This window comes from Pseudomonas sp. TREG-RG-20F-10-E-6-01 (genome assembly GCF_022662455.1).
Lineage (GTDB): Bacteria > Pseudomonadota > Gammaproteobacteria > Pseudomonadales > Pseudomonadaceae > Aquipseudomonas.
Window position 1 is genome coordinate 38,389 of record NZ_JAKNQP010000010.1, and the last position, 22,737, is coordinate 61,125.

The 22,737-nt window shown below is 60.5% G+C and carries 15 protein-coding genes and 1 pseudogene; 8 read left to right on the forward strand and 8 right to left on the reverse strand.

Annotated elements, in window-relative coordinates; genetic code table 11:
- The first annotated feature begins 56 nt into the window (after positions 1-56).
- From L8K08_RS23865 to yjiA, 3 genes are all read left to right on the forward strand, one after another.
- Positions 57-2,123, forward strand: a complete 2,067-nt coding sequence (locus L8K08_RS23865) for a carbon starvation CstA family protein (RefSeq protein ID WP_242200368.1) — start codon at positions 57-59, stop codon at positions 2,121-2,123.
- Between the two features lie 15 nt (positions 2,124-2,138).
- Positions 2,139-2,336, forward strand: coding sequence for a YbdD/YjiX family protein (locus L8K08_RS23870; RefSeq protein ID WP_003194308.1), 198 nt, complete (start codon positions 2,139-2,141; stop codon positions 2,334-2,336).
- A gap of 180 nt (positions 2,337-2,516) precedes the next feature.
- Positions 2,517-3,476, forward strand: a complete 960-nt coding sequence (gene yjiA / locus L8K08_RS23875; protein ID WP_145162221.1) for a GTPase — start codon at positions 2,517-2,519, stop codon at positions 3,474-3,476.
- A gap of 185 nt (positions 3,477-3,661) precedes the next feature.
- On the opposite strand, the gene glyA is transcribed toward yjiA, so the two are convergent.
- Together glyA and L8K08_RS23885 are read right to left on the reverse strand one after the other, a co-directional pair.
- Positions 3,662-4,915, reverse strand: a complete 1,254-nt coding sequence (glyA, locus tag L8K08_RS23880; RefSeq protein WP_145162219.1) for a serine hydroxymethyltransferase — start codon at positions 4,913-4,915, stop codon at positions 3,662-3,664.
- Positions 4,916-5,155: 240 nt separating this feature from the next.
- Positions 5,156-9,007: a bifunctional diguanylate cyclase/phosphodiesterase gene (locus L8K08_RS23885; protein WP_242200369.1), complete on the reverse strand. Its 3,852-nt coding sequence runs from the start codon at positions 9,005-9,007 to the stop codon at positions 5,156-5,158.
- A 284-nt stretch (positions 9,008-9,291) separates the two neighbouring features.
- Between L8K08_RS23885 and ettA the strand changes: the two genes are divergently transcribed.
- Together ettA and gdhA are read left to right on the forward strand one after the other, a co-directional pair.
- Entirely contained in the window at positions 9,292-10,956 is a 1,665-nt protein-coding gene (gene ettA, locus L8K08_RS23890; protein WP_053137900.1) for an energy-dependent translational throttle protein EttA, read from the forward strand.
- Positions 10,957-11,303: 347 nt separating this feature from the next.
- Complete coding sequence (gene gdhA / locus L8K08_RS23895; RefSeq protein ID WP_242200370.1) at positions 11,304-12,641, forward strand: NADP-specific glutamate dehydrogenase; 1,338 nt, start codon at positions 11,304-11,306, stop codon at positions 12,639-12,641.
- On the opposite strand, the gene L8K08_RS23900 is transcribed toward gdhA, so the two are convergent.
- Both L8K08_RS23900 and L8K08_RS23905 read right to left on the reverse strand, forming a co-directional pair.
- Positions 12,638-13,126, reverse strand: coding sequence for a GreA/GreB family elongation factor (locus L8K08_RS23900; RefSeq protein ID WP_242200371.1), 489 nt, complete (start codon positions 13,124-13,126; stop codon positions 12,638-12,640). The two genes, gdhA and L8K08_RS23900, sit on opposite strands and share 4 nt — an antisense overlap.
- Before the next feature lie 70 nt (positions 13,127-13,196).
- Positions 13,197-13,553, reverse strand: coding sequence for a hypothetical protein (locus L8K08_RS23905; RefSeq protein WP_242200372.1), 357 nt, complete (start codon positions 13,551-13,553; stop codon positions 13,197-13,199).
- Between the two features lie 109 nt (positions 13,554-13,662).
- Between L8K08_RS23905 and L8K08_RS23910 the strand changes: the two are divergent.
- Positions 13,663-13,758 (forward strand): annotated as a pseudogene (locus tag L8K08_RS23910) (DUF3077 domain-containing protein); the annotation flags it as partial.
- A gap of 175 nt (positions 13,759-13,933) precedes the next feature.
- On the opposite strand, the gene L8K08_RS23915 reads toward L8K08_RS23910, so the two are convergent.
- The 3 genes from L8K08_RS23915 to L8K08_RS23925 form a co-directional block, all read right to left on the reverse strand.
- Positions 13,934-14,239 (reverse strand): chorismate mutase, encoded by a 306-nt coding sequence (locus L8K08_RS23915; protein ID WP_242200373.1) that lies wholly within the window; start codon positions 14,237-14,239, stop codon positions 13,934-13,936.
- A gap of 842 nt (positions 14,240-15,081) precedes the next feature.
- Complete coding sequence (locus tag L8K08_RS23920) at positions 15,082-16,935, reverse strand: DUF4105 domain-containing protein (protein WP_242200374.1); 1,854 nt, start codon at positions 16,933-16,935, stop codon at positions 15,082-15,084.
- An 89-nt stretch (positions 16,936-17,024) separates the two neighbouring features.
- Complete coding sequence (locus tag L8K08_RS23925; RefSeq protein ID WP_083356699.1) at positions 17,025-17,513, reverse strand: DUF3015 domain-containing protein; 489 nt, start codon at positions 17,511-17,513, stop codon at positions 17,025-17,027.
- Between the two features lie 280 nt (positions 17,514-17,793).
- Here L8K08_RS23925 and L8K08_RS23930 point away from each other — a divergent pair, with 280 nt between their 5' ends.
- Positions 17,794-20,232, forward strand: a complete 2,439-nt coding sequence (locus L8K08_RS23930) for an ATP-binding protein (RefSeq protein ID WP_106579281.1) — start codon at positions 17,794-17,796, stop codon at positions 20,230-20,232.
- A 315-nt stretch (positions 20,233-20,547) separates the two neighbouring features.
- Entirely contained in the window at positions 20,548-20,877 is a 330-nt protein-coding gene (locus L8K08_RS23935) for a hypothetical protein (RefSeq protein WP_242200376.1), read from the forward strand.
- A 4-nt stretch (positions 20,878-20,881) separates the two neighbouring features.
- On the opposite strand, the gene L8K08_RS23940 is transcribed toward L8K08_RS23935, so the two are convergent.
- On the reverse strand, positions 20,882-22,702 hold the full coding sequence (locus L8K08_RS23940) for a hypothetical protein (protein WP_145162196.1): 1,821 nt from the start codon (positions 22,700-22,702) through the stop codon (positions 20,882-20,884).
- Between the last annotated feature and the right edge of the window lie 35 nt (positions 22,703-22,737).

Genomic DNA, 22,737 nt, shown 5'->3' on the forward strand with positions numbered 1-22,737 from the left:
ACAGCGCTAAACTCGGATTCGCTGTCCTTTCTGTCCACCCTGGCTGGAATATAAAAATGAAAAATAATAATAGCCTGCTACGCCACCTACCCTGGCTGGTGCTGGCAATCGTAGGAGCGTGCGCCCTGGGCGTAGTGGCCTTGCGCCGCGGCGAGGCGATCAACGCCTTGTGGATTGTGGTCGCTGCAGTGGCCATCTACCTGGTTGCGTACCGTTACTACAGCCTGTTCATCGCTAACAGCGTGATGCAACTCGATCCACGGCGGGCCACCCCCGCAGTGCTCAACAATGACGGTCTGGACTATGTGCCGACCAACAAACACATTCTTTTCGGTCACCACTTTGCGGCGATTGCCGGTGCAGGCCCGCTGGTCGGTCCGGTACTGGCGGCGCAAATGGGCTACCTGCCCGGCACCCTCTGGCTGATTGCCGGCGTGGTGCTGGCCGGTGCAGTGCAAGACTTCATGGTCCTGTTCCTGTCCACTCGTCGCAATGGCCGTTCCCTTGGCGACATGGTTCGCGAAGAGATGGGCCGCATCCCGGGGACCATCGCGCTGTTTGGCTGCTTCCTGATCATGATCATCATCCTCGCGGTGCTGGCGCTGATCGTGGTCAAGGCCCTGGCCGAGAGCCCATGGGGCATCTTCACCGTAATGGCGACTATCCCGATTGCGATGTTCATGGGCGTGTACATGCGCTATATCCGCCCGGGCCGCATCGGCGAAATCTCGGTGATCGGCGTGCTGTTGCTGCTTGGTTCGATCTGGTTGGGCGGGCAGATTGCCGCAGATCCGGTCTGGGCCAAGGCCTTCTCCTTCACCGGGATCCAGATCACCTGGATGCTGATCGGCTACGGTTTCGTTGCCGCAGTACTGCCGGTGTGGCTGATCCTGGCGCCGCGTGACTACCTCTCCACCTTCCTCAAAATCGGCACCATCATCGCCCTGGCGATCGGCATTCTGGTCACCATGCCAGAGCTGAAAATGCCGGCGCTGACCCAGTTCATCGACGGCACCGGTCCGGTGTGGAAGGGCGGCCTGTTCCCGTTCCTGTTCATCACCATCGCCTGTGGCGCGGTTTCGGGTTTCCACGCGCTGATTTCCTCGGGCACCACGCCCAAGCTGTTGGATAACGAAGTCAACGCCCGTTACATCGGTTACGGCGCGATGCTGATGGAATCGTTCGTGGCCATCATGGCAATGGTTGCCGCGTCGGTGATCGAGCCTGGCGTGTACTTCGCCATGAACAGCCCGGCCGCAGTGGTTGGTGGTGATGTGATGGCCGTGGCACAAACCGTCAGCAGCTGGGGTTTTGCGATTACGCCGGAAGCGCTGCAAGCAGTGGCCCATGACATTGGCGAAACCACCATCCTGGCACGTGCCGGCGGTGCGCCGACCCTCGCGGTGGGTATCGCGCAGATCCTGCACAGTGTGTTGCCGGGTGAAAACACCATGGCGTTCTGGTACCACTTTGCGATCCTGTTCGAAGCGCTGTTCATCCTGACGGCGGTTGACGCCGGTACCCGTGCCGGTCGCTTCATGCTTCAGGACTTGCTCGGCTCCTTCGTGCCGTCGCTCAAACGTACCGAATCCTGGACCGCCAACCTGATTGCAACCGCAGGTTGCGTGGCAATGTGGGGTTACTTGCTGTACCAAGGCGTGATCGACCCACTGGGCGGCATCAACACCTTGTGGCCGCTGTTCGGTATCTCCAACCAGATGCTGGCCGGGATTGCGCTGATGCTCGCCACGGTCGTGCTGATCAAAATGAAACGCCAGCGCTACATCTGGGTGACCATGCTGCCGGCGGTCTGGCTGCTGATCTGCACCACCACGGCGGGCTTCATCAAGCTGTTCGACGCGAACCCTGCGATCGGCTTCCTGTCGCTGGCCAAGAAGTACAGCGATGCCTTGGCAGGTGGCCAGATCCTGGCGCCGGCCAAGAACATCGACCAGATGCAACACGTGATCTGGAACGCCTACACCAACGCAACGCTCACGGCGCTGTTCCTGTTCGTGGTGTTCAGCATCCTGTTCTATGCGCTCAAGGTCGGCGTCGCCGCCTGGGGCAACAAAGAACGTACGGATAAAGAAGCCCCGTTCCAGGCGGTTCCGGACGCGTAATCGAGGATTGCAACCATGTTCAATGACATCAGTCGCCTCGGTAAATACCTCGGTCAGGCCGCGCGCCTGATGGTCGGCATGCCCGACTACGACACCTACGTCGAGCATATGCAAACCAAACACCCGGACAAACCGGTGATGGACTACAAGGCGTTCTTCCGGGAGCGCCAGGAAGCCCGTTACGGTGGCAAGGGTGGGCCCAAGTGCTGCTGACCTGCCTTTTGGGTTAGCGCAATTGCCCTGTGAACGCAGGGCTTTATGTGGGAGCTGGCTTGCCTGCGATAGCATCACCTCGGTCTGATTGAAAAACCGAGTGGTCTGCATCGCAGGCAAGCCAGCTCCCACATTTGTTTTGTGTTCCTTCAGTCATTTCATCTGAAAAGGAGAATTTTTTTGTCCTCTCCCATCCCCGTCACCATCCTCAGCGGCTTTCTCGGCGCGGGCAAAACCACCTTGCTGCGCCACCTGCTCAAGGCCGAGCACGGCTTGAAAATCGCCGTGATCGAAAACGAATTCAGTGACGCCGGTATCGACACCCAGCTGCTGGGGGCAGAACCGGTGCAGGTCATGACCCTGTCCAACGGGTGCGTGTGCTGCACCATCCACACCGACCTGACCAAAGCCCTGTACCTGCTGCTCGAGCGCCTGGACAGCGGCGAGATTGCCTTCGACCGCCTGGTGATCGAGTGCACCGGCCTGGCCGACCCGGCACCGGTGGCCCAGACCTTTTTCATCGACGAAGAACTGCGCGAGCGCTACCTCCTCGACGGCATCATCACCTTGGTGGACGCGGCCCACGCCGAACACCACCTGACCCAGACCATCGCCCAGGCCCAGATCGGTTTTGCCGACCGCCTGCTGGTGAGCAAGCGCGACCTGGTGGACGCGGCGACCTTCGACGCCCTCAGCCAGCGCCTGACCCGCATCAACCGGCGCGCGCCGATCCGTGTGGTCGACCACGGCGCCATCGACCTGGCGGAATTGCTCGATGTGCGCGGCTTCAACCTCAACGCCGGCATGAGCCTGCGCCCGGTCAGCGCGGCGCCGGCCATCGACCGCATTTCCAGCCTGGTGCTGCGCACCGACCAGCCGCTGGATATCGACCGCCTCAGCGAGTTCATGAACGAGCTGCTGGAAGACCACGGCAAGCAATTGCTGCGCTACAAGGGCGTGCTGAACATTGCCGGCGAAGACCGGCGCATGGTGTTCCAGGGCGTGCTCAAGCTGTACGGGTTCGATTGGGACACCGAATGGGCCGAGGGCGAGGCGCGCGAAAGTGTGATTGTGTTTATTGCTGATGAGTTACCGGAAGACAAAATCCGCGACGGCTTTGCCAAGGTCTACCAATCCTGACTTGAAACACGGTCCACTGTGGGCGCTGGCTTGCCTGCGATTGCGGTGGATCAGGCAATGATGTGCCCGCTGACAGGCCGCTATCGCAGGCAAGCCAGCTCCCACAGGTGATTGCATTTCAAGTTGAAATTTGGCCATAAAAAAGCCCGGCGCTAAGGCCGGGCTTTCTATTCAAGCTATTGCAATCAAGCGCCGTACACCGGCAGCTTTTTGCAGATGGCCTTGACCTTCTCACGCACCGCGTCGATCACGGCTTCGTTGTTCAGGTCAGCCAGGATGTCGCAGATCCAGCCAGCCAGTTCCTTGCACTCTGCTTCCTTGAAGCCGCGCGTGGTCACAGCCGGGGTGCCGAAGCGCAGGCCGGAGGTGACGAACGGCGAACGTGGGTCGTTCGGCACGGAGTTTTTGTTCACGGTGATGAAGGCTTTGCCCAGGGCAGCGTCAGCATCTTTACCGGAAATGTCCTGCTTGATCAGCGACAGCAGGAACAGGTGGTTTTCAGTACCGCCGGACACCACGTCGTAGCCGCGTTCGATGAACACGCCGGCCATGGCCTTGGCGTTCTTGACCACTTGTTGCTGGTAAGTCTTGAACTCAGGCTGCAGGGCTTCTTTGAAGCAGATCGCTTTGGCGGCGATGACGTGCTCCAGCGGGCCACCTTGGGCGCCTGGGAATACGGCGGAGTTCAGCTTCTTCTCGATCTCGGCGTTGGCGCGCGCCAGGATCAGGCCGCCACGTGGGCCGCGCAGGGTTTTGTGCGTGGTGGTGGTGACCACGTCAGCGTAAGGCACCGGGTTCGGGTAGACGCCAGCGGCGACCAGACCGGCTACGTGAGCCATGTCGACGAACAGGTAGGCGCCGACTTTGTCAGCGATAGCGCGGAAACGTGGGAAGTCCAGGATCTGCGAGTAGGCAGAGAAACCGGCCACGATCATTTTAGGCTTGTGCTCGACCGCCAGACGCTCGACTTCGTCGTAGTCGATCAGGCCGTTGGCATCGATACCGTACTGAACGGCGTTGTACAGCTTGCCGGAGGAGGAAACGCTGGCGCCGTGGGTCAGGTGACCGCCGTGGGCCAGGCTCATGCCCAGGATGGTGTCGCCGCCTTGCAGCAGGGCCAGGTACACGGCGCTGTTGGCTTGGGAACCGGCGTGTGGCTGGACGTTGGCGTAATCGGCGCCGAACAGTTCCTTGGCACGGTCAATGGCCAACTGCTCAACCACGTCGACGTACTCGCAACCACCGTAGTAGCGCTTGCCTGGGTAGCCTTCGGCGTACTTGTTGGTCAGAACCGAACCTTGAGCCTCCATGACCGCTGGGCTGGTGTAGTTTTCCGAAGCGATCAGCTCAATGTGCTCTTCCTGGCGCACGGCTTCTTGCTCCATGGCGGCAAAGAGATCGGCGTCGTACTTGGCAATAGTCAAATCACGGCTGAACATGGCGGTCCTCAAGGATCGGGGGCAGAAAAGGAGGGCATTCTAACCCAATGGGTTTTAGATGGCATATGAAAGGACATCATGTCGCGGACAAGTGGGGCTCATCTGGGGATAAGCGGTGACTGTGCTGGCCCTATCGGGGGCAAGCCCCCTCCCACACTTGAACGAGTTCCCCCTCTGAAATGCGCTCGAGTGTGGGAGCGGGCTTGCCCGCGATGAGGCCATCAGCCGCACCGCAAGATCTCAGTCGAACATGAACAGCGCATCGTTGCTGAACTGCGCCTCAAACCGATTCGCCGGCATCGGCCGTCCAAACAGATACCCCTGCACTTCATCGCAGCCATGCTCGCGCAGGAAGTCCAGCTGCTCATGGGTTTCCACACCCTCGGCGATTACCGCCAGGTTCAGGCTGTGGGCCATGGCGATAATGGCGCGGGCGATTTGCGCGTCTTGCTCGCCGGAGGGCAGGCCATCGACAAAGGTGCGGTCGATCTTCAACACGTCGATGGGGAATTGCTTGAGGTAGTTGAGCGACGAATAACCCGTGCCAAAGTCGTCCACCGCGATGCTCAGCCCGAGGTTTTTCAGGCTGGCGAGAATCTGCATCGCTTCGTTGACTTCGCGCATCAGGATACTTTCGGTCAGCTCCAGCTCCAGGCACGCCGGCGGCAGGCCGGTGTCCCTGAGAATGGAGGCGATGCGCTCGCCCAGTTGGCCATCGGAGAACTGCCGCGCCGAGATGTTCACCGAGACTTTCGGCACCCGCACCTTGTTCTGGTGCCAGGTCTTGAGCTGGCGACAGGCCTCGCTGAGCACCCAGTCGCCCACGTCCACCACCAGTCCCAACTCTTCCAGCACCGGAATGAAATCACCCGGCGGCACCAGCCCGCGGCGCGGGTGGCGCCAGCGCAGCAGGGCTTCGGCGCCGGTCAAGCGTTTGCCATCGCCACTGAATTGCGGCTGGTAATACAGCACGAATTCGTTCTGATCCAGCGCGTGGCGCAGGTCGCTTTCCAGCTCCAGACGCTCCAGGGCGCTGGCGTTCATGTCCGCCTGGTAGAACTGGAAGTTGTTTTTGCCGCGTTCCTTGGCGTGGTACATCGCGGTGTCGGCGTTCTTCATCAGCTGGCTCAGTTCGTTGCCGTCCTGCGGGCTCAAGGCGATACCGATACTGGCGGTCACAAAGAACTCGCGGCCTTCGAGCACAAACGGTCTCACCAGGCTGGCCAGGATCTGCTCGGCCACGTGAATCGCGCGGTTCAGCGCCATGTCGCGGCTCACCCGTGGTTGCAGGAGCAAGGTGAACTCGTCGCCGCCCATGCGCGCCACGGTGTCGTCCTCGGCCACGCAGCCCAGCAGGCGCGTGGCCATTTCCTTGAGCATGCGGTCGCCGGCGGCGTGGCCCAGGGAGTCGTTGATCGGCTTGAAACGGTCGAGGTCGAGGAACATCAACACCACCCACGACTTCTGCCGTTCCGCTGCCTGCAAGGCCGTGTGCAGGCGGTCCTGGAACAGCGTGCGGTTGGGCAGGTGGGTCAGGGCGTCGTAATACGCCAGGCGGTGGATGCGCTGCTCGCTGGCCTTGCGCTCACTGATGTCGCTGAAGAAACACACGTAGCTGGCCAGGTCGCCTTCATCATCGAACACGGCGGTAATGCCGACCCACGCCGGGTAATGCTCGCCGTTGCGGCGCTTGAGCCACACTTCGCCTTCCCAGGTGCTGTGCTGGTGCAGTTGCTTGAGCACATAACGCAGGTGGGCTTCCTGTTGTTCGTCGACGGTGAGCATGTTCGGCAACTGGTCGAGCACATCCGCGACGGCATAGCCGCTGACCCGGCTGAAGGCCTCGTTGGCCTGCACGATATAACCGGCCGGGTCGGTGATCAGGATCGCTGAAGTGGAGTGTTCGAATACCGTGGCCGCCATGCGCAGGTCTTTTTCGGCGCGGCGTTGCTGGCTGATATCGCGGCCCACGCCGAGGATGCCTTCAAACGCGCCGTGTTCGTCCCACACCAGCACCAGGCGCAGCTCGATCGGCACCTTGCGGCCATCGGCGCGCAGGCAGTCGAACAGGAACAGCTGGGTTTGCACGTCATCACGCAGCTTGTTCAGCGCCGCAGTGTCGCCCAGCGAGCGGCTGACCTGCTCCATCAGGCTGTAAATGCCGGACAGTTGTTGCGGGTTGGCGATGATCGACTGCCAGCCATTCTTGAACACCCAATCCACGTCATAACCCAGCACGGCATTGACCGACGGGCTGATGTAGTTGAGGGCCAACTGGCTGTCGGTGGAGCAAATCACGTCGCTGATGCTTTCGGCCAGCATGCGGTAGCGCTGCTCGCTGTCGCGCAGGGACTCGCTGGCTTCAATCTGATCGGTAATGTCTTTGGCCACGCCGATAATCCGCGTAACCACCGCCGTCTTGTCGCGGGCCAGGGCTTGCTCGCGGATATCGAAGCGGCGCCATTGGTTGTTGCGGTGCCGAAAGCGCAGTTGGCAATGCAGCTGAGTGGTGTAGCCGACTTCACGTTGTTGCTGGCGCAGGTCGTGGTAATACTGGGCATCGTCGGGGTGCAGCAGGATTTCCCAGAAGTACTCGCCCATTTGCGCCAGTTCGGCTCTGTTATAGCCAAGGGTGTGGCCCAAATGGTGGTTGCTGAAAATCATCCGCTGGCTGATCACGTCCTGCACATACAGGTGATCCGGCACGGTGCGCACCACGTCTGACCAGAAACGCTCACGCTCCACCAGCGACAGCTCGATCAGCTTGCGGCTGGTGATGTCACTGATACTGAGGATGACCGCCTTGAAGTCGTCTTGCTGCTCGGGCAGGCGCATCACCAGCCACAGGTACTGGTCGTTGCCGGCGAGGTCGTTGAGCTGAATTTCCAGCTCCAGCTGTTTTTGCTGGGTCAGTACGGCTTCCAGAACCTGATAACCGATGGCCGTGGCGTTGCGCGGGCAGTCATCGATCAGACGCTCCCAGGCTTGCTCGCAAGAACTGACGTTCAACAGGCGCACAGCCACCTGGTTGACCTCGGTGACGCGTAACTCCTTGAGCAGTTGCTGGCGTTCTTGGACGTGGGTGTGCAGCCAGGCCTGTAATTGCTCGCGGGTGCGCATGTTGGTTTTGTCGAAAAAGGCCTTCAACCCCGACAGATCGAGCACACAAAGCGCTACGCCGGTGCCTTCGAAAATATCCTGATAGCGGCGCCGGCCCTCATGCACCTGGCGCTGGCGACGACGCATGTTCAGCAGCACGATCACCGGGATCAGCGAAAAGGCCAGGCCCAGCAGGCATTTGCCGATGAAGGCCGGCAGCAGTTGCTCCAGCACGGCGCTGCGGTCGAACAGCCCGCGCAACTGCCAGTCACTTTTGCTCAGGGGCGTGACCAGTACGCTTTTGTTCAATTCGTCCGGGGTCAGCGCAGAGGCCCATTGCGCCGGCATGCCGCTGTCACGGCTGACCACGCGGTGGTTGAGGCGGTTCTCGATGGCCCACATCGGGCGCTGGCCCTCGCCGTCCTGGCGAGTCAGGTTGGTCAGGTAGTTGGGCGCCAGGCGCAGCGCCCAATACATCCGCGAGCCGCCGCTGGGCTGGTGCAGCAATAGATAGATGATCGTGCCGTCGGGGTTGTTGCTCAGGTAATAAGGTTGCGAGTGACTGCGCTGTACCAGCTCTTCAAGCCAGGCGCTGTCCTGGCTGTCTTTGGCGCTGTCGCTGATCATCGCGCCGCTGGGGGCGAGCAGGGCGACACTGCGCAGTTCCGGCAGCGAACGTTGCAAGGTGCGCACCAGCGCCTGTTGCTGTTCGTCGTTGCGCGGCGGCTCGACCATCGGCAGCAAATTCAGGGCAATTTTGGCGCTCAGGGCCATGTTCAAGCTGATCTGTTCAGCCAGGTCGGCGCTGTAGTCGATGGTGTATTGCTGTTGGTTTTTCTGGTTTTGCTGCAGTTGGTCCAGCAGTTGCCAGAACAATAACGCGAGCAGCAGCAGGACAAGCGTCGCCAATGCGCCTTTGAGGGTGCCGTGCAGGGGCGCTCCCGGCGCTATATGAGCGGCGCGCAGGGGAGTGGGCGGCGTGACTTTGGACAAGCTGTGATCCTGCGGTTTGGCTGGACTGGCGCGCGACGTGCACTATAAGCCGGACGCCCGGAGGGCGGCTAGCATGCCTTGACTTGTGGCAAAGTGCCAGCCCTGCCTCGCTGGACTGACCAAGCGCATTCAGGTAGCTTTGCCGGTTACGCGGGGGCGTTCCAGCCCCAGACATTCAGGCTTTTTGCGCACGAAGGCATTGACCACCGTCAACGGCCAGCGCGGCGCATGGCCTGCACGGGCTTCGCCCGCTCAATTCATCAGTCACTGACGCTAGGTTCACCATGGCTCAATACGTCTTCACCATGCATCGGCTGGGAAAAGTTGTTCCGCCGAAGCGGGAAATCCTGAAAAACATTTCGCTGTCCTTCTTCCCTGGCGCCAAGATCGGCGTGCTCGGCCTCAACGGTTCGGGTAAGTCCACGCTGCTGAAAATCATGGCCGGCGTCGACACCGAGTTCGAAGGCGAAGCCCGCCCGATGCCCGAGCTGAACATCGGCTACCTGCCGCAAGAGCCGATCCTGGACCCGACCAAGACCGTGCGCGAAGTGGTCGAAGAGGCCGTCAGCGTGATCAAGGACGCCCAGGCGCGTCTGGATGAGGTCTACGCCGCCTACGCCGAACCGGATGCCGACTTCGACAAACTGGCCGCCGAACAGGCCAAGCTCGAAGCCATCCTGCAGGCCGGTGACGGTCACAACCTGGAGCGCCAGCTGGAAGTCGCCGCCGATGCGCTGCGCCTGCCGGCGTGGGACGCCAAGGTCGAATTCCTCTCCGGTGGTGAAAAGCGTCGCGTGGCCCTGTGCCGCCTGCTGCTGTCGGCCCCCGACATGCTGTTGCTCGACGAACCGACCAACCACTTGGACGCCGATTCCGTCGCCTGGCTGGAACATTTCCTTCACGACTTCCCGGGCACCGTGGTTGCGATCACGCACGACCGGTACTTCCTGGACAACGTCGCCGGCTGGATTCTGGAACTCGACCGTGGCGCCGGTATCCCTTACGAGGGCAACTACTCCGGTTGGCTGGAAGCCAAGTCCGACCGTCTGGCCGCCGAATCCAAGCAGCAATCGGCCCACGAAAAAGCCATGAAGGAAGAACTGGAGTGGGTGCGCAAAGGCGCCAAGGCCCGCCAGTCCAAATCCAAGGCTCGTCTGCAACGCTTTGAAGAAATGCAGTCGCAGGAATTCCAGAAGCGCAGCGAAACCAACGAGATCTACATCCCGGCCGGCCCGCGCCTGGGTGACAAGGTCATCGAGTTCAAGAACGTCACCAAAGGCTATGGCGACCGCGTGCTGATCGACAACCTGTCGTTCTCCATGCCAAAAGGCGCGATCGTCGGCGTTATCGGCGGTAACGGTGCGGGTAAATCCACGCTGTTCCGCATGCTGATGGGCAAGGAAACCCCGGATTCGGGCACCATCGAAGTCGGCGAAACCGTGCAACTGGCCTGCGTCGACCAGAGCCGCGAAGACCTGGATGGCAGCAAGACGGTGTTCCAGCAAATCTCCGACGGTTCCGACCAGATCCGCATCGGCAACTATGAAATCCCGTCGCGCACCTACGTAGGCCGTTTCAACTTCAAGGGCGGCGACCAGCAGAAGTTCGTCAAGGACCTGTCCGGTGGTGAGCGCGGCCGCTTGCACCTGGCCCTGACCTTGAAAGAAGGCGGCAACGTGTTGCTGCTCGACGAACCGTCAAACGACCTCGACGTTGAAACCCTGCGTTCGCTGGAAGAAGCCCTGCTGGACTTCCCGGGCGCCGCCATTGTGATCTCTCACGATCGGTGGTTCCTTGACCGCGTCGCGACCCACATCCTGGCGTACGAAGACGACTCCCAAGCGGTGTTCTTCGAAGGTAACTACACCGAGTACGAAGCGGACCGTAAAAAGCGCTTGGGCGAAGCTGCTGCCCAGCCGCACCGTGTGCGCCACAAAAAACTGGCCTGATTTGGGTTGGTTGGAAAAAACGGAGCCTTCGGGCTCCGTTTTTTTTGCGTGTGATTCAGGTGGACCGAGGTGGATTTATCGCAGGCAAGCCAGCTCCCACATTTGATCGGATTTCCAATTTGAAATGCGGTCAAAGGTGGGAGCTGGCTTGCCTGCGATAGCGGTTTAACTGCTGGTGCATCCTCTGATTTGAAATCCCTTTTCTGGTGCAAAAAAGCCCAGTTATTTATATCCAATGCACCATTTAAATTCACAAAGGCGACATTTTGCGCTTTTCAGGTGCAACATGAATTGCTAAGGTCCGGCTCAATCTCCTTTAAAAACAATCAATTTGCCGAGACTTTTTCATGATCGAATCCGTTGAATCCTTTCTTGCCCGCCTTAAAAAACGCGACCCCGACCAGCCAGAATTCCACCAGGCCGTAGAAGAAGTCCTGCGCAGCTTGTGGCCGTTTCTTGAAGCTAACCCCCACTACCTGACCTCGGGCATTCTGGAGCGCATCTGCGAGCCGGAACGCGCGATCACTTTCCGGGTGTCGTGGGTGGATGATCACGGCAAGGTCCAGGTCAATCGCGGCTTTCGTATCCAGATGAACAGCGCCATCGGCCCCTACAAAGGCGGCTTGCGCTTTCACCCGTCGGTGAACCTGGGCGTACTGAAATTCCTCGCCTTCGAGCAGACGTTCAAAAACTCCCTGACCTCGCTGCCCATGGGCGGCGGCAAAGGCGGCTCGGACTTTGACCCCAAGGGCAAGAGCGACGCCGAAGTGATGCGTTTCTGCCAGGCGTTCATGAGCGAGCTGTACCGCCACATCGGCGCCGACGTGGATGTGCCGGCCGGCGATATCGGCGTGGGCGCGCGCGAAATCGGCTTCCTGTTTGGCCAGTACAAACGTCTCAGCAACCAGTTCACCTCGGTGCTGACCGGCAAAGGCATGACGTACGGCGGCAGCCTGATCCGCCCCGAGGCTACCGGCTTTGGCTGCGTGTATTTCGCCGAAGCAATGCTCAAGCGCAACGGTCAGCGGGTTGAAGGCAAGCGCGTGGCGATCTCTGGTTCCGGCAACGTCGCGCAGTACGCGGCGCGCAAGGTTATGGACCTGGGCGGCAAAGTGATTTCCTTGTCTGACTCCGAAGGCACCCTGTACGCCGAAAGCGGGTTGACCGAGGCGCAATGGTCGGCCCTGCTGGAGCTGAAAAACGTGCAGCGCGGGCGCATCAGCGAGTTGGCTTCCCGTTACGGCCTGGAATTTCGCGCCGGTAAAACGCCCTGGGAACTGGCCTGCGACATTGCCCTGCCATGCGCGACCCAAAACGAACTGGACGCCGAAGCCGCCCGCACGTTGCTGCGTAACGGCTGCATTTGCGTGGCCGAAGGCGCCAACATGCCGACCACGCTTGCGGCTGTGGATATCTTTATCGAAGCCGGCATTCTGTTTGCGCCGGGCAAAGCCTCCAACGCCGGCGGTGTGGCCGTCAGCGGCCTGGAAATGTCGCAGAACGCCATGCGCCTGCTGTGGACCGCAGGCGAAGTCGACAGCAAGTTGCACAACATCATGCAGTCGATCCACCACGCCTGCGTGCACTACGGCGAAGAAAACGGCCGGGTCAACTACGTGAAAGGCGCAAATATCGCGGGCTTCGTAAAAGTCGCTGACGCGATGCTGGCCCAAGGCATCGTCTAAACCTGTGGCTCGACGCGCAGTACTTCGATCACCTGATCGCCGACGGGGCGCTTCCACAGCACCTCGTCGCCCACTTCGGCGCCCAATAAGGCGCGGCCCAGAGGCGAACCCCAGTTGATCAGGTTGGCGGCAGCGTCGGCCTGGTCTTCACCCACCAACTGAATGCGCTGGTGTTCGTCCTGTTCGTTGGCAAAGGTGACCCAGCTGCCGATCTGCACCTTGTGGGTGGACGTCGCCGGGGCCACCACTTGGGCGCTTTGCACCCGCTGATTGAAGTAGCGCAGGTCCCGCTCAAGATCCGCCTGGCGCTGTTTATCGTCCTTGGCAGATTCGAGGCTGTATTCGTGCTGCAACTGCGCGACCTTGGCCTGCAATTGCGCCAACCCTTGCGCGGTGAGGTGGTTGGGTTGCTCACTGACCTGGCGCTCTACCGGTTGGTCGGCCTGGGCGGCAGCGTTGTCTTCGTTAACAAAAGCTCGGCTCATGACAATCTCCTTCAATGGAGTTTGGGCCATGGTCGCCGCGCTTTAGTTTCGATGGATGTCTGAAAGCGACCTACTGCGCGCGATAAGCCTTGGCGGCGTCACGGTCTTTTTCCTGCTGCCAGTCCCGTTCACGGTCATCCCAGTGGTTGTCCTTGTAGTCGCGCAACTCTTCGTTCTCGCGCATGGCCTTGCACTGGCGAAAGCCGTCTTCCCAGCCTTCGGCGTACTGGCGGTCTTTCAGATACCGCGGCACGTTCTTGCGAAACTCCCCGCTGATCACACCGGCGGCCTGGCGACCGCTGCTGCAACCGTCATCAAAGCCATCGGCAAAGGCCGGTGGATAACCTTTGGCCAGCAAATCCTGGTGGGTTGATTGGCAACCGGACAACCACACTACCGCGCACAGCATTACCGCAGACCGCCACATGGCGTACTCCCTGACCGTTTCACGGCTGATAGGGTGAGTCTAGTCAGGGATTTGTCGGGCCGGTGTGAAAGAGAGGTGAGAAAGGTGTTGGGTTAAAGGGCCATTACGACGCGGCGCACAATATGCCTGGACCGCGCATTAGCTGTGCGAGATGGGCAAAGTCGTCGTGGACGACCTGACCCAAGCGATAACACCCGCCACCTAAAGCCTGACACCGCCACAGGTGCTGAACCGGCCTATGTGGCGAGCAGGCTTGTCCTGCGTTGGGCTGCGCAGCCGCCCTAATAAACAGGAACGCGGAGTATCTGATACTCCCCGACGACAGACTTGGGGCTGCTGCGCAGCCCAACGCGGGGCAAGCCCGCTCGCCACAAAGGGGGTTATGTCGCCTGGTGGGTCGTCAGCGCGGCATGCTCGGCCAATTCTTGCTGGATAAACGCCGCAATCATCGCGCGATACACCTGCTCAGTGACCTCGGGGTTGGCACCCACCGCCTCGGATAAACCCCGCACCTTGGCGATTACCTGTTCAACCCGCTGCGGCGCCTTGACGCCATCGGCGTCTTTTTTGAAGCGCGCTGCCTGGGAGACGTAATGGCCGCGCTCGGCCAGCAGCGTGACGATGTGTTGGTCGAGGCGGTCGATGTTTGCGCGGACTTCTTCGAGGGTGGTGCAGTTAACGGCCATGTTGATGAAACTCCTGATGGGATGGGCAATGCGATGTGCCTGAATGTACGCGGGCCAAATGTGGGAGCGGGCTTGCTCGCGAATGCGGTGGTTCATTCAATACATCATCGCCTGACCGAGCGCCATCGCGGGCAAGCCCGCTCCCACATTTGAGCTGCGGCGGGCAAGGGATTCAGGCCAGGCACAAAACCAGTGTGGGAGCTGGCTTGCCTGCGATGGCGGTGGGGCAGTCAGTCTGGTTGTTACTGATACACCGCTTTCGCGGGCAAGCCCGCTCCCCATTTGAGCTGCGGCGGGCAAGGGATTCAGGTCAGGCACAAAACCAGTATGGGAGCTGGCTTGCCTGCGATGGCGGTGGGGCGGTCAGTCTGGTTGTTACTGATACACCGCTTTCGCGGGCAAGCCCGCTCCCACATTTGAGCTGCGGCGGGCAAGGGATTCAGGTCAGGCACAAAACCAGTGTGGGAGCTGGCTTGCCTGCGATGGCGGTGGGGCAGTCAGTCTGGTTGTTACTGATACACCGCTTTCGCGGGCAAGCCCGCTCCCACATTTGAGCTGCGGCGGGCAAGGGATTCAGGTCAGGCACAAAACCAGTGTGGGAGCTGGCTTGCCTGCGATGGCGGTGGGGCAGTCAGTATGGTTGTTACTGATACACCGCTTTCGCGGGCAAGCCCGCTCCCACATTTGAACTGCGGCGGGCAAGGGATTCAGGTCTGGCACAAAACCAGTGTGGGAGCTGGCTTGCCTGCGAAGGCGGTCGGGCAGTCAGTATTGTTGTTACTGATACACCGCTTTCGCGGGCAAACCCGCTCCCACATTGGGTCTTCGCCCGGTCTCACAGGTCAGTAGTGATACCACTTCACTTCGAGCAGCACTTCATTCACTGGCGTGGACAGGTGGCTGTACTCGCGCTGGGCGCTCAGGCGCAGGCCCAGGTTGCGCGACAATTCCCACTGCTGGTTCAGGCTGACACTGCGCCGCACTTCGCCATTGGTGAAGAAATCCCCTTTGGCTTCCAGGCTCAAATTGCCCAGCGGGTTTTTCCACAGCACGCCGGTGTTGAATCCGGCAGCCGGGGAGATGGCTTCGCTGAAGTCGTTGTTGTGTTCCACGCGCACGGTGCCGAGGGCGAAGCCGAGCATGTCGTCGGTGAGTTGCCAGGTGCCGCCGGCGCCGCCGTTGACGTGGGCCACGAGGGTTTCGTCGTCGTGTTTGCCTGGCACGCGCTCCAGGCCGCCAGTCACTTGCCATGACCACGGCTGCAGCAGGGCGTTGCGTGGGGTCAGGGAGCGGATGGTGGCCAGGTCCAGTTGCTGCAGTTGCCAGTGGTTGCCTTCGTACTGGCGCAGTTTCATCTGCAGAATTTCAATCTGCGCGCCCAACGGGAAGCCTTCGGCGTTGTCGTTGAGGTCGTGGTAGGCCATGCGCAGGCCGTATTCGCCGAAGGTCTTGCTGCCACGGGTGCCGATGCCGGCCTGCCAGGTGCGCGACTCATGGCCGTCTTCCGGCAGGCCGGGGTGTTCGATGTTCAGGTCTGGCGCCGGGTTCTGGTTGATCGCGCGCAGCAGTTCGAAGCTGCGTTGCGAGCGTTCGGTGTCGCGCTCCAGGCCATTGGCGCGGTAGCGGCCCAGGCGATAGGCGGCGTCGATGATCAGCGCCTGGCGGTCGCGGGGCAGCGCCTTGAAGGCGGGCTCCTGCAGCTGCTTCTGATCGTCGCTGATTTTCAATACCCATTGCTGCTCATCACCGTCCAGCGGCTTGGCACGTTCGAGCAGTTCGCGTTCACGGGACGGGCGATAGTCGATCTTCTCCACCAGGCCTGCCTCTTTCACCGCCTTGACGGTGTCGGTTGGGATCGCCGTCAGCGGGAATTGCTCGGTCAGGCGCAGGCTTGGGCGCGCCACTTGCAGCAGCTCCAGCAGGCGATACGAGCAGTTTTCGTCGAAAAAGAAGTAGTCGAACTGGATCTGCTTGAGCTCCCACACGTGCCGGACCATGCGTTCGGTCTCGACTTGGGTGAGGTTCAGGCGGTATTCCCACAGATCCCGGTTCTCGAGGCTACGGTACTCCGAGAGCTTTTCCTGGTAGGGCACCAACGCAAACAGGCCCGGATAGCCACCCATCAGGCCTTTCCAGGCGTAGAGAATGCTGTTGTCGGAACCTTCGATGTAGGCGCCGAAGTTGATCGCGTAGCTGAGCAGCGCGGTCTTGTCTCTTTGCACGTCAGCCTGGTCGATGCGCAGCAACGTGTGGCCGAACATCGACGACGGGCTGTTGAGGTAGGCCGCCGGGAAGATCATCACCGCGCTGTGGGGCGCGACGTCCTTGAACCACTGGGTGAATTCTTTGCACTCCAGGGTGGGCAAGTCGCTCAGCTGCAACTGTTCCTTGAGCCAGCGCGTACGTGCGGGGTAAACGCATTGGGCGTGTTTTTCGCCGAGGCTGGCCGGGGCGTACAGCGCCTCTACGGTCGCCTTGAGCTCCTGGTCTGGATGGTGGGCGCCATCTGGGGCGAGGAAGAATTTTTTGTCGCTGACATAGCTGCGCCAGCCCTTGAGCTTGCCGGCTTCGTAATGGCCCAGAGATAGCCAGAACGGATCGTTGGCCAATTGCTGCAAACGTTGATCATCAATATGCGGGGCCGCGTACAGCGGGGCGCAGGCGAAGAGTGCCAACCAGGCAAAGCGTTTGAGCATAGGGGCAACTTAAGTCGGAAATAGTGAGACCCAAAGGGGGGCGGGTCCAAAATAAAACCCGCGCCTCGAAAGGCGCGGGCGGGTCGAGCTTAAGCCTGGGTAGCGTATTTTGCCAGGCGGGCATCGCTTTTCAGTACAGCCAGGGTGTTGTTGTGCACGTCATCGGCGGTCACGTCAGCTTTGCTGAAGATCTGCTGGAAGTGCTCGTGGGTCACGGCCGCGAAGTGATCGCGATCTTCCGGTGCAACGCCCAGTACCACCGCGTAGGTGGTCAGCGCTTCACCGTTGCCCTTGGCCATGTCTTCGGACAGCTCGTTCATCATGCCATTCATGGCAATCCAGGACTTGCCGCCGTAGGTCAGGGCGCTGTTGGTGCTGCAACCGTTGGTGCCCGAGGTCATGCCGAAAGTGGCGTTACCCGAGGTGCCGTTGGTGGTGGAAGCGAGGAAGTGAGCTGGAGTACCGCGCTGGCCTTCAAACAACATGTTGCCCCAACCGCAGTTCGGGCCACCTGGTGCTTCTGCCATTGCATTGAGGGAGACGACGGTGAAGAGAGTACCAAGAAGGATCCGTTTCATAGCTTTGTTCTCTTTGTGTGCAAACCAATGGACAAGGGTTCAGGCGCGTTGCAGCGCCCTAGGGGCCAGTTATTAGTCCAACCCGCGCAGTTTGGAGTTTAGGCACGTTCCTGGGGTTCCGTTATTTTTTATAAAACAATCGAAGTGATTGCGCACGGTTGTCGCGATTTTTTTGTAGGACGCCTCCCGTGTCTACGCTTTCCCACAGGCGCGCCTTGCCAGAGCGCGCAACCGAGAGCCAGAATGCCGTCATCTGCCCCGCCTGATGTAAGGAAGCCCGATGCCTGATCCTGTTGCTGCCAGCTTGCGTCTAGCGCCTGAAGCGCTGACTCGCCCTTTCTCCGCTGAACAGTTCAGCTTCTCGACCACCAATGATTTGGAGCCCTTTCGCGGTGTGCTTGGCCAGGAACGCGCAGTTGAAGCGTTGCAGTTCGGTGTGGCGATGCCACGCCCCGGTTACAACGTGTTTGTCATGGGCGAGCCAGGAACCGGCCGCTTTTCGTTCGTCAAACGCTACCTGAAAGCCGAAGGCAAACGCCTGCAGACCCCGTCGGACTGGGTCTACGTCAATAATTTTGATGAGCCGCGTGAGCCACGCGCCCTGGAATTGCCGGGCGGCGGCGCAGCGGCGTTCATCGCCGATATCAACGCTCTGGTCGACAACCTGGTCGCGACCTTCCCGGCGGTGTTCGAACACCCGACCTATCAACAGCGCAAAAGCGCCATCGACCGCGCCTTCAACCAGCGCTACGACAAGGCTCTGGACGTGATCGAGCGTCTGGCCCTGGAAAAGGACGTGGCGCTGTACCGCGACAGCACCAACATCGCGTTCACGCCGATGCTCGATGGCAAGGCGCTGGACGAGGCCGAGTTTTCGCAGCTGCCGGAAGCTGATCGTGAGCGCTTCCACACCGATATTTCCGAGCTGGAAGAGCGCCTCAACGAAGAGTTGGCCAGCCTGCCGCAGTGGAAACGTGAGTCCAACAACCAACTGCGCCAATTCAACGAAGAAACCATCACCCTGGCCCTGCAGCCTTTGCTGGCGCCGCTGTCGGAAAAGTACGCAGAAAACGCAGCGGTGTGCGGCTACTTGCAAGCCATGCAGGTGTACCTGCTCAAAACCGTGGTCGAGCAACTGGTGGATGATGCCAAGACCGACGCCCAGGCCCGCAAGCTGCTCGAAGAGCAATACTGCCCCAGCCTGGTGGTGGGCCACCCGGTCAACGGCGGCGCGCCGGTGGTGTTTGAGCCGCACCCGACCTACGACAACCTGTTTGGCCGTATCGAATACAGCACCGACCAGGGCGCGCTCTACACCACGTATCGCCAGTTGCGCCCCGGTGCGTTGCACCGTGCCAATGGCGGTTTCCTGATTCTGGAAGCCGAAAAGATGCTCGGCGAGCCGTTTGTATGGGACGCGCTCAAGCGCTCCCTGCAGTCGCGCAAGCTGAAGATGGAATCGCCGCTGGGCGAGCTGGGCCGTCTGGCCACGGTGACCCTCAACCCGCAGATGATTCCGTTGCAGGTCAAGGTCATCATCATCGGTTCGCGCCAGCTGTACTACGCGCTGCAGGACGCCGATCCGGACTTCCAGGAGATGTTCCGCGTCCTGGTGGATTTCGACGAAGACATCCCGATGGTCGACGAAAGCCTGGAGCAGTTTGCCCAGTTGCTTAAAACCCGCACCTCGGAAGAAGGCATGGCGCCGTTGACGTCGGACGCGGTGGCGCGGCTGGCGACTTACAGCGCACGCCTGGCTGAACATCAGGGGCGGTTGTCGGCGCGCATTGGCGACTTGTTCCAGCTGGTCAGTGAGGCGGATTTCATTCGCCACCTGGCGGGCGACGAGATGACCGACGCGGGGCATATCGAACGCGCGCTCAAGGCCAAGGCCACGCGTACCGGGCGGGTGTCGGCGCGGATTCTCGACGACATGCTTGCCGGGGTGATCCTGATCGACACGGCCGGTGCGGCGGTCGGCAAGTGCAACGGGCTGACGGTGCTGGAGGTCGGTGATTCGGCGTTTGGCGTGCCGGCGCGGATTTCCGCCACGGTGTACCCCGGCGGCAGCGGCATTGTCGACATCGAGCGCGAAGTTAACCTCGGCCAGCCGATTCACTCCAAGGGCGTGATGATTCTCACCGGTTACCTGGGCAGCCGTTATGCCCAGGAATTCCCGCTGGCGATCTCGGCGAGTATCGCGCTGGAGCAGTCCTACGGTTATGTGGACGGCGACAGTGCCTCGTTGGGCGAGGCGTGCACCCTGATTTCGGCGCTGTCGAAGACGCCGCTCAAGCAATGCTTTGCCATCACCGGCTCGATCAACCAGTTTGGTGAAGTGCAGGCGGTGGGCGGGGTCAACGAGAAAATCGAAGGCTTCTTCCGCCTCTGCGAAGCACGCGGGCTGACCGGTGAGCAGGGCGCGATCATCCCGCAGGCCAACGTCGCCACGCTGATGCTTGACGAGAAGGTGCTGCAGGCCGTGCGCGACGGGCAATTTCACATCTACGCCGTACGTCAGGCGGACGAGGCGTTGAGCTTGTTGGTCGGTGAGCCTGCCGGTGAGCCGGACGAGGAGGGCCAATTCCCTGAAGGCACTGTGAATGCGCGCGTGGTAGAGCGTTTGCGCGCGATCGCCGAGATGATCAGCGAGGATGACTTGAAGGAAGCGGAAAAGGAGCTGGCACAGCAGGCGTTGGCGGAAGCCAAACCCACCTGATTGTTGTCAGCACGCGGTTAATGTGGGAGCGGGCTTGCTCGCGAAGGCGGTGGATCAGTCAGTATCAATGTGTCTGACAAATTGCATTCGCGAGCAAGCCCGCTCCCACATTTGATCAGCGGTTTATCGACCACCTCGGTAAATTCGCCACTAAATTGACTCCATCCTCAGGCACCAATGCCCGTTGGTCCCTACACGCTTGGTTTCTACCGGTTTTCTTCTATTCTCTCTTCAAGGGATATCCACAGGAGTCGCTGGACAGAGACAGCCTTGCCCCGCGCGAGGTTGAACACCGATCTACCGAGGGTCGCCGCCATGCCGCGCAACCTTTGCCTTACCCGCCAATGCCTGGGCCTGGTCACCCGTATCGAATGCTCCATTCGCCCTCTTGCCGGGGATAACGGGATGTGGACGCTGTTGTTTGCGGCCGGAATGACCGGCGAACAGCCTTCCACCATCAAGTCTCAAGGCCCGTTTCATGGGCCCTTCGTGGCAGAAACCATTCTGGGATCGATCGTCGAAAGCTTGACGCTGCACGGCTACGAGCTGGCGGACGACCCACAGATCTGGTGCCTGCACCTGCAGGCACATCTGCGACAGCTCAATGGCGGGCGAGCCCAGATGCTCAGCGATACTCGCCACTGAGCGTTTATTTGCTGTCGGGCTTGTCCAGTTTGACCTCAAAGCCGTATTGCACGGTGTCGAGGTCGGTGCGCTGGTAGCTTTCCAGGCTGGTCGGCTGGCCGTAGAAATAGTGCACGTCAAACAACGCTGTGCCGTATTCCTCGGCACGGTGGCTGACGCCGAGAATTTCCTTCAGGTAGTTGCCGCTCGCATCCTTGGCGTAGAAGCGCCAGCTGTCGGCGGGAAATTCCTTTTGATCGACGATCAATGCGTTGTCCTTGAGCGACAGGCCCTTGGGCAGCTTGGCAACGTCAATCGTGGCTTTCTCGATGGTGGCAAGAAACAGCGGAATCGAGCCCACCGCAAACGCCGGGGTTTCCGGGAACAGGTTGAGATCGTAGGTGAGCGTGCCGGTGGCGGCGTTCAGTTCGAAGGCCTCGGCCGGCAGTTCGATGGGCTCGCCGCGTTCACCTTTGTCGTCCGCCGCAAAGAAGGTGATGGGCGCGTCGCTGTTGTTGCGATCGGCACCGACCAGGTCGTCATTGAAGGTGAACGGGTGGTCAAAGACGATCTTCGCAGCGCTGGCGTCTTCGGTTGATTGGCTGATCGTCACGCTGTTTTTCAGTTGGTCCTCCGTCATTGCCGCGTCTTTGAGCCAGCTGGCAGCGCTGTCGTCATACACGGTGACCGGCATCGGCAAGGCTTGCACGGTCTTTTGCAGGCTGTTCTTGTCAAAACGCAGCACCGGCAGGTCGAGGTCCTTGCGGGTGACGGTGGCCTTGGAAAAATCCAGGACGTCGACCTGCAGGTTGTCGATCAGGCCATTGAAATACACCTTGGCGTAGTGGCTGCTTTGTTTGTGCTCGAAGGCTTTTTGCTCGTCCGTCAGTTGTTTTTCAAAGGCATCCGACCAGGCTTGCTGTTTTTGCATCTCGGCCAGTTGTTTCTCGTAAAACGCCACTTGCGCGGCGTTTTCGTTGATCGAGCCTGAGCGGGTGAGAAATTGCCCGGTGCTGTCGCGCGCCTGCACCAGCAATGGGTTTGGCGATTCGTCGCCGACTTCCGGCGCCAGTGGCTCGCTGTTGGTCAACTCGATCTCGGCGTAGTTTTTCTCAAGCAGCAGCAGGTTGAGGGTGATGTTGCCCTCGGTGCGTTTGTGGCCGACGTCTTTTTTCGACAAATCGAAGGTCAGCACTTTGCCCGGCGCCACCACCTCGACCGCGCCCTTGAGGCTGACGGGCTGCGGCTGGCTCTTGTTCTCGGTCTCTACGCCCTCGATGAACGGGTAGGTCACCGTCAGGTCATCGGGGTTGGTCAGGTTGGAACTGCTCGGGCTGAGCTGGATACCCGGGTCGGTTTCCGACCATTCGGGCTGAAAGGGAATGACCTTGTTGTTGCTCAACGTCACCGACTGCCATTCAAGGCCGTGGGGGAAAGGGAATTGGTCCGGGGTGTTGAAGTTAAAGGGGAACACCGGCTGCAAATCGGTCAGGTAGTCGGAATGCGAGGCTTTGCGCAGCACGAACAGGCCATTGATATAGGTGTCCACCAAGGCCTGGGGCGTGGGGTAGTGCTTGAGCAGGGCCAGGGTGTCTTCGCCGTATTCGGCTTCGATGGGCTTGTTGGCGAGCTTGACTCGCGCCCGCTCCAGCAACAGCAGCGAGCCACCAAGGTCGGCGATGGCGTCTCTGAGCTTGGGGTCTTGAATGCTGTCCAGCGATTGTTCGAACTTCGCGGTTTTCTCTTCGAGGGTGGCCTGCTTCTGCTCTTCTTTGGGCGAGCAGCCGCCAGCCATCAGCAACACCGCACACAGGCCGAAACTGGCCAAAGGGGATCGCACATCCATTATTCGAGTCTTCCTGTTCGTCAGCATCGAGCCGA

What these genes read in the sequence shown, in the direction of transcription:
- L8K08_RS23865 (WP_242200368.1), top strand. Translation starts at nt 57, where the DNA reads ATGAAAAATAATAATAGCCTGCTACGCCACCTACCCTGGCTGGTGCTG.
- L8K08_RS23870 (WP_003194308.1), top strand. Translation starts at nt 2,139, where the DNA reads ATGTTCAATGACATCAGTCGCCTCGGTAAATACCTCGGTCAGGCCGCG.
- glyA (WP_145162219.1), bottom strand. Translation starts at nt 4,915, where the DNA reads ATGTTCAGCCGTGATTTGACTATTGCCAAGTACGACGCCGATCTCTTT.
- ettA (WP_053137900.1), top strand. Translation starts at nt 9,292, where the DNA reads ATGGCTCAATACGTCTTCACCATGCATCGGCTGGGAAAAGTTGTTCCG.
- gdhA (WP_242200370.1), top strand. Translation starts at nt 11,304, where the DNA reads ATGATCGAATCCGTTGAATCCTTTCTTGCCCGCCTTAAAAAACGCGAC.
- L8K08_RS23900 (WP_242200371.1), bottom strand. Translation starts at nt 13,126, where the DNA reads ATGAGCCGAGCTTTTGTTAACGAAGACAACGCTGCCGCCCAGGCCGAC.
- L8K08_RS23905 (WP_242200372.1), bottom strand. Translation starts at nt 13,553, where the DNA reads ATGTGGCGGTCTGCGGTAATGCTGTGCGCGGTAGTGTGGTTGTCCGGT.
- L8K08_RS23915 (WP_242200373.1), bottom strand. Translation starts at nt 14,239, where the DNA reads ATGGCCGTTAACTGCACCACCCTCGAAGAAGTCCGCGCAAACATCGAC.
- L8K08_RS23920 (WP_242200374.1), bottom strand. Translation starts at nt 16,935, where the DNA reads ATGCTCAAACGCTTTGCCTGGTTGGCACTCTTCGCCTGCGCCCCGCTG.
- L8K08_RS23925 (WP_083356699.1), bottom strand. Translation starts at nt 17,513, where the DNA reads ATGAAACGGATCCTTCTTGGTACTCTCTTCACCGTCGTCTCCCTCAAT.
- L8K08_RS23930 (WP_106579281.1), top strand. Translation starts at nt 17,794, where the DNA reads ATGCCTGATCCTGTTGCTGCCAGCTTGCGTCTAGCGCCTGAAGCGCTG.
- L8K08_RS23935 (WP_242200376.1), top strand. Translation starts at nt 20,548, where the DNA reads ATGCCGCGCAACCTTTGCCTTACCCGCCAATGCCTGGGCCTGGTCACC.
- L8K08_RS23940 (WP_145162196.1), bottom strand. Translation starts at nt 22,702, where the DNA reads ATGGATGTGCGATCCCCTTTGGCCAGTTTCGGCCTGTGTGCGGTGTTG.